The organism is Pseudooceanicola sp., assembly GCF_041987405.1.
In the GTDB taxonomy this organism is placed as follows: domain Bacteria; phylum Pseudomonadota; class Alphaproteobacteria; order Rhodobacterales; family Rhodobacteraceae; genus Pseudooceanicola.
In genome coordinates, this window is sequence record NZ_JBHIWR010000007.1 from 75,862 (window position 1) to 89,656 (window position 13,795).

Genomic DNA, 13,795 nt, shown 5'->3' on the forward strand with positions numbered 1-13,795 from the left:
CGGGCGGAACGGTCAACCGGATGGTTAAGGGTGTGAAGGTGGTCCGCGCGGCAGATTCAACCGCCAAGTTGAATATGCCTCAGCCCCTCCTCATGGCGCCACCCTCGGGCGGAGGCGCGAGGCTCCCCTCTTCATCTTTCAAAAAATACTCAGTTAAACAACAACTTGTCCTGTGCGGGCCGCGGCGATGACTCGCCTTGACTAAATCCGCCCGTCCACTTAGCAAAGCCTCAACTTTTCCAAGGGGGAACAGGTGTCCGATCCCGATCCGAAGCGGCAGATGGCCGAGCTCGAACAGCGGATCGCAGCGGCCAAACAGGCCCAGGCACCGAAACCCCGCGGGGACGAGCACTATTCGGCGGCGAACCTCGCCTGGCGCATGGTGATCGAGCTTGTGGCCGGTCTGGGGATCGGCTTCGGCATGGGATACGGGCTGGACACGCTGTTCGGCACCACACCGTTCCTGATGCTGGTGTTTACATTGCTGGGCCTGGCGGCGGGCATCAAGACGATGATGCGCAGCGCCAAAGAGTTCGGCGGGAATGATGCGGCCGGGGACGCCCCGGCGGATCGCGAAGGGGACCGAGATGGCGACTGAAACGGCAGCAGCACAGGGCGAAGAGGGTGGTCTTGTCTTCCACCCGATGGACCAGTTCATCGTCAAACCGCTGTTCGGCGGGGACGAGATCCACTGGTACACGATCACCAATGTGACGCTGTGGATGGCCCTTGCGATTGTCGCGATCTTCGGCTTGATGGTCCTGGCCACCTCGCGCCGGGCGACGATCCCGTCGAAGGGTCAGTCGATCGCCGAGCTGGCCTATGGCTTCGTCTACAAGATGGTCGAGGATGTGGCAGGCAAGGATGCCGTGGGCTTCTTCCCCTATGTCATGACGCTGTTCATGTTCATCGTCTTCGCCAACTTCCTTGGTCTGATCCCGATGTCCTTCACCACGACGTCCCATTTCGCGGTGACGGTGGTGCTGGCGCTGGCGGTCTTCCTGACGGTGACGATCTACGGCTTTATCAAGAACGGCTCCAAGTTCCTCGGTCTCTTCTGGGTCTCGTCCGCTCCGCTGGCGCTGCGCCCGATCCTGGCCATCATCGAACTGATTTCCTACTTCGTCCGTCCGGTCAGCCACTCCATCCGTCTTGCGGGTAACGTCATGGCCGGCCACGCGGTGATCAAGGTGTTCGCGGGCTTTGCCGCCATCGCCGTGATCAGCCCGGTGTCCGTTGTCGCGATCACCGCGATGTACGGTCTCGAAGTTCTCGTGGCCTTCATCCAGGCCTACGTGTTCACCATTCTGACCTGTGTGTACCTGAAGGATGCGCTGCATCCGGGCCACTAAGGTTCGAACCCCCAAATCGAAACTTCCAATCGTAAGGAGATACATCATGGAAGGCGATCTCGCACACATCGGCGCAGGCCTCGCAGCAATCGGTTCCGGCGCAGCCGCAATCGGTGTGGGCAACGTGGCTGGCAACTTCCTGTCCGGCGCACTGCGCAACCCCTCCGCCGCTGCATCGCAGACGGCCACCCTCTTCATCGGCATCGCCTTTGCAGAAGCGCTCGGGATCTTCTCGTTCCTGGTCGCTCTGCTGCTGATGTTCGCCGTCTGATACTCTGACGCGCATCCTTACGCAGGGGCGGAGCTGCGGCTCCGCCCATTGCGAGGCCCCGGACCGGCCCCCAGACCCTGGGACAGGTCCTGACCCTCGGGAAAGACCGACCGAATTAAACCGACGTTCCCACGGAGGACGACATGGCCACCGCAACCACAGAAGCTGCCGGGCACGCTGCCGAAGCCGCGTCCGCGCCGGGCATGCCGCAGCTCGACTTCTCGACCTGGGGCAACCAGATCTTCTGGCTGATTGTCACGCTGGTCGTGATCTACCTTATCCTCAGCCGTGTCGCGCTGCCGCGGATTTCCGCGGTTCTGGCCGAACGGGCGGGGACGATCACCAATGACATCGCCGCTGCCGAAGACCTGAAGCGCAAGGCAAGCGAAGCCGAGGCCGCCTATGACAAGGCCCTGGCCGATGCCCGCGTCGAAGCGAACCGGATCGTCGCCGAAACCCGCGCCGAGATTCAGGCAGACCTGGACAAAGCCACCGCAAAGGCGGACGCCGAGATTGCTGCGAAGGCCGCCGAGGGCGAAAAGGCCATCGCGGAAATCCGCGCCAACGCGCTGGAGAATATCGAGGTCGTCGCCAAGGACGCCGCCGCCGCCGTGGTGTCGAGCCTGGGCTTCACCGCCGATGCAAAAGCGGTCGAAAAGGCCGTGTCCACCCGGATGAAAGGCTGACCGATGCGTATTCTTGCCACCCTCGCAGCCAGTGTCGCGGCCTCCCCGGCCGTCGCCGCCTCGGGACCGTTCTTTTCGCTGCACAACACGGACTTCATCGTCCTTCTGGCCTTCCTGCTGTTCATCGCCGTGCTCTTCTACTTCGGCGTGCCGAAGATGCTGGGCGGAATGCTGGACAAGCGGGCCGATCAGATCAAATCCGAACTGGACGAAGCCAAGTCGCTGCGGGAAGAGGCGCAGGCGCTGCTTGCCTCCTACGAGCGCAAGCAAAAGGACGTGCAGGCGCAGGCCGACCGGATCGTGGAAACCGCGAAGTCCGAAGCCTCCGACGCGGCCAAGCAGGCCAAGCTCGATCTCGAAGCCTCCATTGCGCGCCGTCTGGCGGCAGCCGAGGATCAGATCGCCTCTGCCGAAGCCTCTGCCGTGAAAGAGGTCAAGAACCGCGCCGTCGCGATTGCCATTGATGCCGCGCGCGAAGTGATCGCCGCGCAGATGAAGGCGGCCGACGCCAACAAGATGATCGACGACTCCATCGCGACGGTCGAGCAGAAGCTGCACTGAGCTTTCGCGACCTAGAGACGTGAACGGCCCGGAGTGATCTCCGGGCCGTTTTCGTTTTGGGGCGCCGTACCCGTTCTGAGGGCAGCGCTTCGCCTTGGCTGATTGTCACGCTGCCAATGGGGCCGAATGATCAGCATTCCCGTGTCGCCGGGCGCTAACGAAACATTAACCCTGATTGCGGAAGCTCGGGGGATGATGACGCTTCGGTTTGCTCCGCTTCTCCTGTTCATGCTGGCCGCCTGCGATGCGCCGACCCCGGGGTTTCGCGGGGCGGAGGTCAGCCGCCATGTGATCGACGGCTCGGCCTTCACCGTCCACGTCAAGGGCGGCATGGCGCAGGCCGTCCGCACCAACCGCCAGTTTGCCCCACGGATCGGCCCTCTGGCCGGGCGGGCGGCCGTGGCGATGCAGCAGGCCAGCGGTTGCCGGGTCACGCGTATTGCCGGGGATGCGGCGGTGCTGGTGGCGCGGCTGTCCTGCGGAAAGGGGCAAGGGCGCGCCTGCGAGGTGGATGCCGTGCTGGCCGGACGGCGCGGACTGCGCGTGCCGGTGGTGCGGCACTGCACGTAACCGGGGTGGCTAGAGGTCGCGCTGGTAGGTCACGCTGGTCGGTCTGTCATAGCCGAGGTGCGCGGTGCGCCCGGTTTCGCGAAAGCCGAGGTGGGTGAAGGTGGCCTGATTTTCGGTCAGCTCGACCCGGGTCTGCAGTTGCAACTGTGGCAGCCCAAGGGCCCGGGCGCGCATGGCCGCAAGGTCAATCATCCGGCGGGCAAGGCCCTGTCCCCGCGCCGCCTCGTCAACGGCGAGTTTCCCGATATAGAGGTGATCCGACGCGGGTGTCAGCAGCACACAGGCCAGCGGACCGGGGATGATCCAGAGTTCCTTCTCCGCCGCTTCTTCCCCCAGCCTCTCAACCGTCAGGCGGGTGAGGGAGGAGGGAGGGTCGATCCGCCCTTCCATATAGGCGAAGGCGCGGGTCATCAGGGCATGGGTGGCCGCGATCTCCGGCGCGTCGGGGGTGAGGCGGCGGGGGGTGAAGTTGTCCAAGGGATGGCCTCAGGCCGCGGGGGTGGCGAGGTCGGGCAGGGTCTTTTCCATGAAGACCGAGGTGCCATTCTCCTCATAGCTGCCAAAGGGGTCGCGGCGGGCATATCCCGCACCCTCATACAGCCGGATGGCCGCGCCCAGCTTGTCGGCGGTTTCCAGTCGCAGGCAAGTCAGCCCCTCGTCGCGCGCCTGATCCTCGATCTGGCGCAACAGGGCGCCGCCGATGCCGCGCCCCCGGGCGGCGTCGGTGACGAAGAAACTCTTCACCTCGCCATAGCCCTCACAGAGCTTCAGCGCCGCACAGCCCAGGATCTCCTCGCCGATGCGCGCGATGAAGAAACGGACGTCGGGCTGCGCCAGGGCGTCATGCGACAGGAAATGGTTCTCCTCCGGCGAGAAGAGCCTGCGCATCAGCGACTGGCTCGCATCCAGCAGGGCGGAGGCGCCGGGCGTCAGGGGGGAGGAGGGTTCGACAATGATCATGTTCTGGGTCTTTCGGGCGGTGGTGCGCGAGTGTCCTGCCGGAACGAGGGAGGGTCAAGGCAAGCGCGGGTCTGCAGGGGCGGATTCCCGGGATATCTATGCCGGGTGTCGATATCTTGTGGGTAAGTGGCGGGATGCCGCGATATAAGGGGGTATTCCGTTGACTCAATCCCGGGCACGGCCCAGCATGTCGTGATAGGCGGAATCATCCCGGACCCTTGTCTTGCGCTTCTCGAAACTCAGACTGACCGGCTTCAAGAGCTTCGTCGATCCGACGGAGCTGCTGATCCATGACGGGTTGACCGGCGTGGTGGGACCGAACGGCTGTGGCAAATCCAATCTGCTGGAGGCGCTGAGATGGGTCATGGGCGAAAGCCGCCCGACCGCGATGCGCGGTGGCGGGATGGAGGACGTGATCTTTGCCGGTGCCGCCTCGCGCCCGGCGCGGAACTTTGCTGAGGTGGGCCTGCATCTGGACAATTCGGAACGTCTGGCCCCCGCTGGTTTCAACGATCAGGACCAGATCGAGATCGTGCGCCGGATCACCCGCGACGTCGGCTCGGCCTACAAGGCGAATGGCAAGGACGTGCGCGCGCGGGATGTGCAGATGCTCTTTGCCGATGCCTCCACCGGGGCGCAGTCGCCCGCGCTGGTCCGGCAGGGACAGATCGCCGAATTGATCAACGCCAAGCCCAAGGCGCGGCGGCGGGTGCTGGAGGAGGCGGCGGGGATTTCCGGCCTGTACCAGCGGCGCCACGAGGCGGAGCTGAAGCTGAAGGCGGCGGAACAGAACCTCGCCCGGGTCGATGACGTGATCGAGACGCTGGCGCAGCAACTCGCAACGCTGGAACGGCAGGCCCGGCAGGCGCAGCGCTACCGCTCCATCGGGGCGGAGTTGCGGCGGGCCGAGGGGATGCTGCTCTATCGGCGCTGGCGCGAGGCGGACGAGGCGCGTTCGGCGGCGCTGGAGGAGTTGCGCGGCCGGGTAACGGCGGCGGCCCAGGCGGAGCAGGCGGCGGTTCAGGCCGCCAAGGCGCGCGGCACGGCCGAAGAGGCACTGCCCCCCCTGCGCGAGGAGGAGGCGGTCGCCGGGGCGATCCTGCAACGGTTGTCGGTGCAGCGCGACGCGCTGGCCGAAGAAGAGAGGCGCGCGGAGGAGGCGATTGCCACCCTGACTGCCCGGATCGACCAACTGTCGAAGGACCGCGAACGGGAACAGGGCCTGAACCGCGACGCGGGCGAGACGATCGAGCGGCTGGAATGGGAAAGCCGCGAGCTGGCCAAGGCGGGCGAGGGGCACGAGGGGGCGCTGGCCGACCTCGCTGAACAGGCGCGGCAGGCGGCGGCAGTGCTGACCGAACGCGAAGGCGACCTGTCACAGCTGACCGAGGATGTGGCCCGTTTGGCGGCCCGGCATCAGTCGGCGCAGCGGCTGCTGGATGACAGCCTGCGCAATCGCGCGCGGGCGGAGTCGGAGGCGGAAAAGGCCCGCGTGGCCGTGGCGGAGGCGCGCAAGGTGCTGGCGTCTTCGGATACGGAACGGGGTCAGGCGGAGGCCGATCTGAAGACCGCGCAGCGGACGGCGCAGAACGCGGAAGAAACCTTGACCGCGACCGAAACCGCCCGGGCCGAGGCGCAAACGCGCGAGGCGGATGCCCGCGCGGCGCGCTCCTCCGCCGAGGGTGAGGTCAATGCGCTGAGCGCGGAGACGACGGCGCTGGCCCGGCTGGTGCAGCGCGAGGCGGCGGAAAGCGGGCAGGTGCTGGATGTCGTACGCGTCGCGCCCGGCTATGAAAAGGCGCTCGGCGCGGCGCTGGCGGACGACCTGCGCGCGCCCGTGGTGGAGGGCGACGGACCCTCGGGCTGGGTCGCTCTGCCGGACTATGCCGATGCGCCGGGCCTGCCCTCCGGGGTGATGTCCCTGGCCGAGGTGGTGACCGTGCCCGATGTGCTGCGCCGCCGGATCGGCCAGATCGGCCTGATCGACGCGGAGGAGGCGGCACGCCTGCAGCCGCTTCTGCGCCCCGGTCAGCGACTGGTGTCGATCGAGGGCGACCTCTGGAGATGGGACGGCTATCGCGCCTGGGCCGAAGATGCACCCTCCGCCGCGGCCTTGCGGTTGCAGCAGTTGAACCGACTGGAGGAGCTCAAGCAGGAGCTGGAGCGGGTTTCGGCCCAGGCCGACGGGGCCCGCGCGGCGCATGAGGCGCTGTCGAAGCGGCTGGCCGATCTGAGCGATGCCGACCGCCGCGCCCGCGAAGCGCGCCGTCAGGCGGATGGTCTGGTGGCCGAGGCCGCCCGGCGGCTTAACCGCGCGGAATCCGATCACTCCATGGCGGAAACGCGGCTGGACAACCTGGGCCTGTCGGTCAGCCGGTTCGAGGAAGAAACCCTGTCGGCCTCCGCCCAGTTGAAGGAGGCGGAGAAGGCCGTCGCGGACCTGCCCGATCTGGCCACGGCCCGGGGGGCGGTGGACGATGTGAAGATGGCGGTGGAGGCCTCCCGCGTGACCATGATGTCGCGGCGTGCCGCGCATGACGAGTTGCGCCGCGAGGGCGAGGCCCGGGTGCGGCGCAGCCAGGAGGTGGTCAAGGAAATCAGCGGCTGGCGGCTGCGGCTGGAGACGGCGGACAAGCGGATCGCCGAACTGGACACGCGCCGCGCCGAGAGTGAGGCGGAGCTGAAGACCGCCCGATCCGTCCCGGCGGAGTTGGCGGAAAAGCGGGCGGAGTTGGACGATGCCATCGCCAAGGCGGAGGCGCGCCGGGCCAAGGCGGCGGATGTGCTGGCCCTGGCGGAAACCGCGCTGCGCGAGGCGGTGACGGCAGAACGCGATGCGGAACGCGCCGCCTCCGAAGCGCGCGAGGCGCGGGCGCGGGTCGAAGCCAAGGCGGATGCGGCGCGGGAGACGGTCAGCCGCGCCGCAGAGCGGATCGCCGAAGAGCAGGAGATGACCCCGAAGCAGCTGCTGGAGAGCCTCGCCGCGGATGTGGAGAACATGCCCTCCTCCGACGCGATCGAGAACGACCTGAACCGGCTGCGTCGTCAGCGCGACGCGCTTGGCGCGGTGAACCTGCGGGCGGAAGAGGATGCCAAGGACATCTCGACCGAGCATCTGAACCTGGTCCGCGACAAGGACGACCTGACGGAGGCGATCGCCACCCTGCGCGGCGGCATCGCCGGGCTGAACCGCGAGGGGCGCGACCGGCTGCTGCAGGCCTTCACGCAGGTGAACCGCAACTTCGGGATGCTGTTCCGGCATCTGTTCGGTGGCGGCGAGGCCAACCTTGTTCTGGTGGAAAGCGACGATCCGCTGGAAGCCGGGCTGGAGATCATGTGCCAGCCGCCGGGCAAGAAGCTGTCGGTCCTGTCGCTGCTGTCGGGCGGGGAACAGACGCTGACCGCCATGGCCCTCATCTTTGCGGTCTTTCTGACCAATCCCGCGCCGATCTGCGTGCTGGATGAGGTCGACGCGCCGCTGGACGATGCCAATGTCACCCGCTTCTGCGACATGCTGGACGAGATGGTCCGCCGCGCCGACACCCGGTTCCTGATCATCACGCACCACGCGGTGACCATGGCGCGGATGGACCGGCTGTTCGGTGTGACGATGCAGGAAAAGGGCGTGTCGCAGCTGGTCTCGGTCGACCTCAAGAAGGCCGAGGCGCTGGTCGCCTAGATCAGCGTCTGCAGGACGACATTGGTCTCGTATCCTGCGATTTCCTCCAGCCGGAAATGGCGTTCGGCGAAATCGGCGTAATCCTCCATCGCGCGGCATTCGAGGATCAGGACCAGATCGGCCCCGCCGGTGACATGGTAGAGGTGCTTCACCTCCGGCAGCTTGCCGAAATACTCGCGAAACCGCGCCCGCATGTCGGGGCGGCCACGGTTGAGCGGCAGGGTCACGATCAGGGTGACGCGCTGGCCGGTGACCGCGTCGGAGAGGACGGCAACCTCCCGTTCGATGGCCCCGATCCTGCGCAGGCGTTGCAGGCGGCGCAGGCAGGCGGCGGCGGAGAGGCCGACGGCCTCGGCCAGCTCCGTTCCGGTGCGGCGGGCGTCCTGCTGCATGAGGTCGAGGATCTGGTGGTCGAAGGAGTCGAGGTCCATGAGGGGGTCTCGCATTTGGTGCGGAAGAATTGCGTATTGGCGGGTCAATTTGCGGAGCACTATCATATTGCGCGACAGATTGCGATCCGGGCGCAGATTTTCGCGGCAGATTGGGCAGGCAATGACAGGAGCTCGCCATGTTCACCATTCGCCTGATCCAGACCGCCGGTCGACCCGGCCGCCCCTCCCTCCTGCGGCTCTTGCTGGCCGCAATGCGGGAACATCGCCGCCTGAAACGCGATGCAGCGGCGTTGCGCCGGTTGCCGGACTATCTGCTGGACGACATCGGTTTGACCCGGGACGGCCGCCGCCGCTGAGTCCCGCGATTTCAACACCCGATTAACCAAGTCGACATAGCCTCGCCCCGTCGCGACACTTCGCGACGTAAGGAGGTGATTTCACTGAAAGAAGGTAATTATCGAAGATGGATGGTCGCCATCGGGATCGGAACATTGATCCTGGCGGCCCTCCGCCTCTGGATCGGCCGATAGGCTGAGACGGAGTGGCCCGGCAGAGTAGCACCTCTGCCGGGCCTTTTGGAGATGATCTGAAAGATCAGCAATTATCGATAAGTCGTTTTATACCACAGCCCCTAACACCCGGTAAAGAAGCGCGCTCAAAGACGGTTAAGAAGCGCCGCGGTCGGCCAGGCATCCGCGGGCAAGCCAAGTTCCTGCTGCACCTGCCGCACGGCCTCCCGCGATTTTGCGCCCAGGATGCCGTCCACATCGCCCACGTCATAGCCACGCGCCGCCAGCTTGCGCTGCAGCTCCTTCATCTGCTGGCCCGAGAGGCCCGGATCGGGATTGCCCGCGTCGAAAACCGGCGCGCCGGTCAGGCGGGTGGCGAAATAGGCGGCGGTGAGGACGTAGGTAAAGCTCTGGTTCCACTCGAAATAGACGTTGAAATTCGGGTAGGCGAGGAAGGCCGGCCCCTTGCGCCCCTGCGGAATGATGACGGAGGCGGGCAGGTTTGCCTCCCATTGGCCCGAACGCGGCTGGACGCCCATGGCCTGCCATTGCTGCGGGGTCAGTGTGGTGCCGATGCCTGTCTTGGACCAGTCCATTTCGGCCGGGACGCGGACTTCCTGCAGCCACGGCTCGCCCGCGCGCCAGCCGAGGTGGCTGAGCATCTTGGCCCCGGACATCAGCGCGTCAGGCGCGGAGGTCTTGAGCTGCACGTGCCCGTCGCCGTCGCCGTCGACGCCGTTCTCGATGATGTCGCGGGGCAGCATCTGGACCATGCCGATTTCCCCGGCCCAGGCGCCGGTCGTGCGGGCGGGGTCGAAATCGCCGTTTTCATACAGCTCCAGCGCGGCGAAGACCTGTGGGCGGAAAATCTCAGGCCGACGGCAGTCATGCGCCAGGGTGGTCAGGGCGTTCAGCGTATTGAAATCGCCCTGGAAAGCGCCGTAATCCGTCTCGAAGGCCCAGAAGGCGAGGAGCACGCCGCGCGACACCCCGTACTCCTGCTCGATCCGGTCGAAGACGCTGTCGTATTTCTTGCCGTTGGACACGCCCGCGTTGATCCGGTGCTGCGAGATCAGGCGGCGGGCGAAAGTGGTGAAATCCAGTTGAAAGACCCCCTGTGCCCGGTCGGCCTTGAGGACCGCGCCATCCTGACGGACCCCGGCGAAGAACCGGTCCACGGTGGCGGGCGCATGTCCCTTTGACACGGCTTCGGCTTTCAGGTCCGCGACAAAACTGCCGAAGCTGCCGCCGCAGGCGGAGAGCGCGGGGCTGGCTGTCAGGGCCATGACGAGAAGGGCAAACAGGGAACGGAGCATCGGGATCCTCATGCTGGTCTGGGCGGGGGCAGCCTAGCAGGTCAGGCCCGCGCGGCAATGGGGATCAGAGGAGGGCGAGGAGGGTGGAAAGCAGCAGCATCAGCGCCCAGGCGCGCCAGATCATTGTCGTGGCCCGGTCGATATCCCCGGGTGTTGCGGCCCGACGGCCATCGGCGTTCACCCAGGGCAGGGGCTGGACCTTGCCGTCATAGCTGCGCGGGCCGGACAGGGCGACGCCCAGAGCGCGGGCCATGGCGGCCTCGGGCCAGCCGGCATTGGGCGAGCGGTGCAGCCGCGCGTCCGCCCGGACCGCCTGCCAATCCGGCCAGTGCCCGGCGGCAAAGGCCAGCAGCAGCGCAGTTAGCCGGGCGGGGATCAGGTTGAGCAGATCGTCGGTGCGGGCGGAGGCCCAGCCAAAGGCCTCGTGCCGGGGTGTGCGGTAGCCGACCATGCTGTCGGCGGTGTTGATCGCCTTGTAGGCCAGCATGCCCGGCAGGCCGCCGACGAGGAACCAGAAGGCCGGGGCGATGACGCCGTCGGAGAGGTTTTCGGCGGCGCTCTCGATGGCGGCGCGGGCGATGGCGGGATCGGACATCTGGCCCGTGTCGCGCCCAACGATGCGGGCCACGGCGAGCCGTCCGGAGGCGGTGGAGACACGCAGGGCGTCGGCCACCGCGCGGACGTGATCGGCGAGGGAGCGTTGCGCGAGCAGCACGGCGGCGACGATGATCTCGGGCAGGGTGCCGAGGGCGGAGATCACCGCGCCGAGGGACAGGCCTCCGCAGATCAGGGCCAGGGCGAGAGCCGTGCCCTTTGCCTGTCGCGCGGGGCCGGTGTTGAACCGCTGATCTGCCCAACCGATGGCGCGTCCGATCAGGACGGCGGGATGCGGGACGCGGTCCCAGAGCCAGCGGGGTTCGCCTAGCGCGGCATCGAGGAGCAGGGCGAGGATCAAGCTCATCGCGGCTCTGCCAGCGCGGCGAGGACGCGGGGCCAGTCCTCCGATCCCGGCAGGCCCAGGCGGATCGCCGTGGGGGACCAGGGGAAGAGGCGGGTCCAGATGTGCCGTTCGGCCAGGTGCCGGTGCAGGGCGGCGGCCTGTGGGTGATCGTAGAGGCGGAAGAGGGGTGTGCCGCCGGTCAGCGTGGCGCCGGTCGCCAGCACTGCGGTGTCGAGCCGGTCGGCCTCGGCGGTCAAGAGTTCGCGGGTGTCGTCGGCCCAGTTGACAGCTGTCAACGCCCGCGCCCCGATCGAAAGGGCGGGGCCGGAGACGGGCCAGGGGCCCAGACGCTCGGCCAGGGCTTGGACGAGCTGCGCGTCGCCGATCACCGCGCCCAGACGCAGCCCGGCGAGGCCCCAGAATTTGCCGAAGCTCTTGAGGATCAGGGTGCCGGGGCGGGTGGCCCGGTCGATCAGGGAGTGCTCCGGCGCGGTGTCGCAGAAGCTCTCGTCGATGATCGACAGGGGGGCGTCGATGTCCGCGGGGTCGGTCCAGCGGCCGTCGGGGTTGTTCGGATGCACGACGGTATGGGCGTCAGCGGGGGTGTCGGTGGTGCGGGGCCAACCGGCGGCGAGAAAGGCGGCGGCGTGTTCGTTGTAGGTGGGATCGTCGATGCGGAAGCGACCGGGGGGGCGGAGGTAAGGGATCTGCGCGATCGCGGCGGACAGGCCGGGCACGGGGAGGAGTGCAGCCCCCTCGGGCACGGACCAGAAGCGGCGGGCGGCGGTGCAAAAGGCCGTGGTCGCGCCCTCGTCCGGCAGGTCGGTCCAGGCGGCTGCCGGGATCGGGCCGATCGGATAGGGCTGCGGGTTGATCCCGGTCGAGAGGTCGATCCACTGATCGCGCGTGCCGCCATAGCGGGCGACGGCCGCATCGAGGCGCCCGCCGTGGTCGCGTTGGCTTTGCATCCTGTCGGCCATTGGTGCCGTCCCCGTCTTGGCCCGGGGGCAGGTCCCCGAGGCGCTGACCGGGTTTCATCCGATTTCGGCGGTTTTGGCAATCGCCGCGTTTATGCCCCTCCGGGCGGAGCGCGATCAGCCGCGCCCGTGCCGCGCGGTGAAATCCAGCACCGGGCCGATCGGGATGATGCGGTTCGGGTTGATGTGCTCGTGGCTGTAGTAATAGTGCCGCGCGATGTGATCGAGGTGCACCGTTCCGGCCACGCCGGGCTGCTGGTAGAGGTCGCGCAGGTAACCCCACATGTTGGGGTAGTCGACGATCCGGGCGCGGTTGCATTTGAAATGCGTGTGATAGACCGTGTCGAACCGCACCAGCGTGGTGAAGAGCCGCCAGTCGGCCTCGGTTATCGTCGGGCCGGTCAGGTAGCGGTTCTGCGCCAGCAATTCCTCCAGCCAGTCGAGGCTGTCGAAGAGCGCGGTCACAGCCTCGTCATAGGCCGATTGCGAGCTGGCGAAGCCGGATTTGTAGACCCCGTTGTTGACGGTGTCATAGACCCGGTCGTTGATCTCGTCGATGCGGGGGCGCAGGTCTTCGGGGTAGAAGTCGAGCGTATTGCCGGTGATCCCGTCGAAGGCGGTGTTGAACATGCGGATGATCTCGGCCGATTCATTCGACACGATGGTCTGGCGCTGCTTGTCCCAGAGGACCGGCACGGTGACGCGGGTCGTCGCGGCGGGATCGGCGGCGGTGTAGACCTCGTGCAGGTGGCCCTTTTCCAGAAGCGTGTCGCCGGTGGCGCCGGGGAAATCGGTGTCGAAGCTCCACCCCTGATCCAGCATGTCGGGATGCACGACGGAGACGGTGATGTGATCCTCCAGCCCCTTGAGAGCACGGAATATCAGCGTGCGATGTGCCCAAGGGCAGGCGTAGGAGACATAGAGGTGATAGCGGCCGCTTTCTGCCGGGAAGCCGCCCTCGCCGGAGGGGCCGGGGTTTCCGTCCGCGGTGATCCAGTTGCGCCAGGAGGATGCCTTGCGCTTGAACTCGCCGCTCTTCGAGAGACTGGCGAGGGTTTCGGTCTGCCACTCTCCGTCGATCAATTGACCCATGTTCGGTCCTCCTTGTGCCCGCTGACGTGTGCCCTATACCTAAGCCATCCAGTCGCCGCGGCCATGGCCGTGACCGCGCAGGTGAAGTGCGGGGGCGCACATTAATCAGGCAAGTCGCGCTTTTTCCGGGCAAATGCGGGCGGGTTGATTGCCGCCGGGCGGATCCGATGGCTACAACAGAGGCCGATGTCCCCCTGGGGGCCTCCCCGTCGTCAGCAAAGGAATGACCATGCGTTTCGCCCTCGCCGCCCTGATCGCCCTCATCGTCGGACCCGCCGCCGCCCATGTCGGCCATATCGGCGAGGTCGCGGGGCATGGGCACTGGCTGGGTGCGGCGGCGATCGGTGCGGCGATTGCGATTGGTCTGTGGCAGGGGCTGCGTGGCCGCTCCGGCGAGGCTGCGGCGGAGGGGGACGACGCGGCCGCCGAGGACGAGCCGCAGGAGGCCTGATCCCACCCCTGACTTTTTGCATGGAGCCGCTGTTCCTGG

General features: G+C 67.0%; 16 protein-coding genes. 9 read left to right on the plus strand and 7 right to left on the minus strand.

The features are described from left to right. The first annotated feature begins 253 nt into the window (after positions 1-253). From ACFC2Y_RS16420 to ACFC2Y_RS16445, 6 genes are all read left to right on the plus strand, one after another. On the plus strand, positions 254-598 hold the full coding sequence (locus ACFC2Y_RS16420; RefSeq protein WP_375175764.1) for an AtpZ/AtpI family protein: 345 nt from the start codon (positions 254-256) through the stop codon (positions 596-598). Then, the gene (locus tag ACFC2Y_RS16425) at positions 588-1,352 is read left to right on the plus strand and encodes a F0F1 ATP synthase subunit A (RefSeq protein ID WP_375175763.1); all 765 of its coding nucleotides are present in this window, start codon (positions 588-590) and stop codon (positions 1,350-1,352) included. The genes ACFC2Y_RS16420 and ACFC2Y_RS16425 overlap by 11 nt, the downstream gene beginning before the upstream one ends. Before the next feature lie 46 nt (positions 1,353-1,398). Beyond that, a complete protein-coding gene (locus tag ACFC2Y_RS16430; RefSeq protein WP_093114590.1) occupies positions 1,399-1,623 on the plus strand; it encodes a F0F1 ATP synthase subunit C in 225 nt (74 codons plus the stop codon). A 143-nt stretch (positions 1,624-1,766) separates the two neighbouring features. After that, the gene (locus tag ACFC2Y_RS16435; RefSeq protein WP_375175762.1) at positions 1,767-2,309 is read left to right on the plus strand and encodes a F0F1 ATP synthase subunit B'; all 543 of its coding nucleotides are present in this window, start codon (positions 1,767-1,769) and stop codon (positions 2,307-2,309) included. A gap of 3 nt (positions 2,310-2,312) precedes the next feature. Beyond that, positions 2,313-2,870, plus strand: coding sequence for a F0F1 ATP synthase subunit B (locus ACFC2Y_RS16440; RefSeq protein ID WP_375175761.1), 558 nt, complete (start codon positions 2,313-2,315; stop codon positions 2,868-2,870). A gap of 192 nt (positions 2,871-3,062) precedes the next feature. Continuing rightward, positions 3,063-3,440, plus strand: coding sequence for a hypothetical protein (locus ACFC2Y_RS16445; protein WP_375175760.1), 378 nt, complete (start codon positions 3,063-3,065; stop codon positions 3,438-3,440). A 9-nt stretch (positions 3,441-3,449) separates the two neighbouring features. On the opposite strand, the gene ACFC2Y_RS16450 is transcribed toward ACFC2Y_RS16445, so the two are convergent. Both ACFC2Y_RS16450 and ACFC2Y_RS16455 read right to left on the minus strand, forming a co-directional pair. Continuing rightward, positions 3,450-3,851 (minus strand): GNAT family N-acetyltransferase, encoded by a 402-nt coding sequence (locus ACFC2Y_RS16450; RefSeq protein WP_375175844.1) that lies wholly within the window; start codon positions 3,849-3,851, stop codon positions 3,450-3,452. A 75-nt stretch (positions 3,852-3,926) separates the two neighbouring features. Then, positions 3,927-4,400 (minus strand): GNAT family N-acetyltransferase, encoded by a 474-nt coding sequence (locus tag ACFC2Y_RS16455; RefSeq protein WP_375175759.1) that lies wholly within the window; start codon positions 4,398-4,400, stop codon positions 3,927-3,929. Positions 4,401-4,623: 223 nt separating this feature from the next. On the opposite strand from ACFC2Y_RS16455, the gene smc reads away from it, so the two are divergent. After that, a complete protein-coding gene (gene smc, locus ACFC2Y_RS16460) occupies positions 4,624-8,079 on the plus strand; it encodes a chromosome segregation protein SMC (RefSeq protein WP_375175758.1) in 3,456 nt (1,151 codons plus the stop codon). Here the strand turns inward: smc and ACFC2Y_RS16465 are convergent. After that, on the minus strand, positions 8,076-8,510 hold the full coding sequence (locus ACFC2Y_RS16465) for an Lrp/AsnC family transcriptional regulator (RefSeq protein ID WP_375186458.1): 435 nt from the start codon (positions 8,508-8,510) through the stop codon (positions 8,076-8,078). The genes smc and ACFC2Y_RS16465 overlap by 4 nt on opposite strands. A 137-nt stretch (positions 8,511-8,647) precedes the next feature. On the opposite strand from ACFC2Y_RS16465, the gene ACFC2Y_RS16470 reads away from it, so the two are divergent. After that, the gene (locus ACFC2Y_RS16470; RefSeq protein ID WP_375175756.1) at positions 8,648-8,827 is read left to right on the plus strand and encodes a DUF1127 domain-containing protein; all 180 of its coding nucleotides are present in this window, start codon (positions 8,648-8,650) and stop codon (positions 8,825-8,827) included. 299 nt (positions 8,828-9,126) lie between these two features. Here the strand turns inward: ACFC2Y_RS16470 and ACFC2Y_RS16475 are convergent, their stop codons facing one another. The 4 genes from ACFC2Y_RS16475 to ACFC2Y_RS16490 form a co-directional block, all read right to left on the minus strand. Continuing rightward, complete coding sequence (locus tag ACFC2Y_RS16475; protein WP_375175755.1) at positions 9,127-10,296, minus strand: lytic murein transglycosylase; 1,170 nt, start codon at positions 10,294-10,296, stop codon at positions 9,127-9,129. Between the two features lie 64 nt (positions 10,297-10,360). Beyond that, positions 10,361-11,257, minus strand: coding sequence for an adenosylcobinamide-phosphate synthase CbiB (gene cbiB / locus ACFC2Y_RS16480; protein WP_375175754.1), 897 nt, complete (start codon positions 11,255-11,257; stop codon positions 10,361-10,363). Then, entirely contained in the window at positions 11,254-12,216 is a 963-nt protein-coding gene (locus tag ACFC2Y_RS16485; RefSeq protein ID WP_375186459.1) for a threonine-phosphate decarboxylase, read from the minus strand. The genes cbiB and ACFC2Y_RS16485 overlap by 4 nt, the downstream gene beginning before the upstream one ends. A gap of 114 nt (positions 12,217-12,330) precedes the next feature. Continuing rightward, entirely contained in the window at positions 12,331-13,305 is a 975-nt protein-coding gene (locus ACFC2Y_RS16490) for a glutathione S-transferase family protein (protein WP_375175752.1), read from the minus strand. Positions 13,306-13,534: 229 nt separating this feature from the next. Here ACFC2Y_RS16490 and ACFC2Y_RS16495 point away from each other — a divergent pair, with 229 nt between their 5' ends. Continuing rightward, a complete protein-coding gene (locus ACFC2Y_RS16495; RefSeq protein ID WP_375186162.1) occupies positions 13,535-13,756 on the plus strand; it encodes a DUF6732 family protein in 222 nt (73 codons plus the stop codon). The last annotated feature ends 39 nt before the right edge of the window (positions 13,757-13,795 follow it).

Coding starts and splice junctions, on each gene's coding strand:
- ACFC2Y_RS16490 (WP_375175752.1), bottom strand. CDS start 13,305: ATGGGTCAATTGATCGACGGAGAGTGGCAGACCGAAACCCTCGCCAGT.
- ACFC2Y_RS16465 (WP_375186458.1), bottom strand. CDS start 8,510: ATGGACCTCGACTCCTTCGACCACCAGATCCTCGACCTCATGCAGCAG.
- ACFC2Y_RS16445 (WP_375175760.1), top strand. CDS start 3,063: ATGATGACGCTTCGGTTTGCTCCGCTTCTCCTGTTCATGCTGGCCGCC.
- ACFC2Y_RS16435 (WP_375175762.1), top strand. CDS start 1,767: ATGGCCACCGCAACCACAGAAGCTGCCGGGCACGCTGCCGAAGCCGCG.
- ACFC2Y_RS16440 (WP_375175761.1), top strand. CDS start 2,313: ATGCGTATTCTTGCCACCCTCGCAGCCAGTGTCGCGGCCTCCCCGGCC.
- ACFC2Y_RS16470 (WP_375175756.1), top strand. CDS start 8,648: ATGTTCACCATTCGCCTGATCCAGACCGCCGGTCGACCCGGCCGCCCC.
- ACFC2Y_RS16495 (WP_375186162.1), top strand. CDS start 13,535: ATGCGTTTCGCCCTCGCCGCCCTGATCGCCCTCATCGTCGGACCCGCC.
- ACFC2Y_RS16430 (WP_093114590.1), top strand. CDS start 1,399: ATGGAAGGCGATCTCGCACACATCGGCGCAGGCCTCGCAGCAATCGGT.
- ACFC2Y_RS16425 (WP_375175763.1), top strand. CDS start 588: ATGGCGACTGAAACGGCAGCAGCACAGGGCGAAGAGGGTGGTCTTGTC.
- ACFC2Y_RS16455 (WP_375175759.1), bottom strand. CDS start 4,400: ATGATCATTGTCGAACCCTCCTCCCCCCTGACGCCCGGCGCCTCCGCC.
- cbiB (WP_375175754.1), bottom strand. CDS start 11,257: ATGAGCTTGATCCTCGCCCTGCTCCTCGATGCCGCGCTAGGCGAACCC.
- ACFC2Y_RS16475 (WP_375175755.1), bottom strand. CDS start 10,296: ATGCTCCGTTCCCTGTTTGCCCTTCTCGTCATGGCCCTGACAGCCAGC.
- ACFC2Y_RS16450 (WP_375175844.1), bottom strand. CDS start 3,851: ATGACCCGCGCCTTCGCCTATATGGAAGGGCGGATCGACCCTCCCTCC.
- ACFC2Y_RS16485 (WP_375186459.1), bottom strand. CDS start 12,216: ATGGCCGACAGGATGCAAAGCCAACGCGACCACGGCGGGCGCCTCGAT.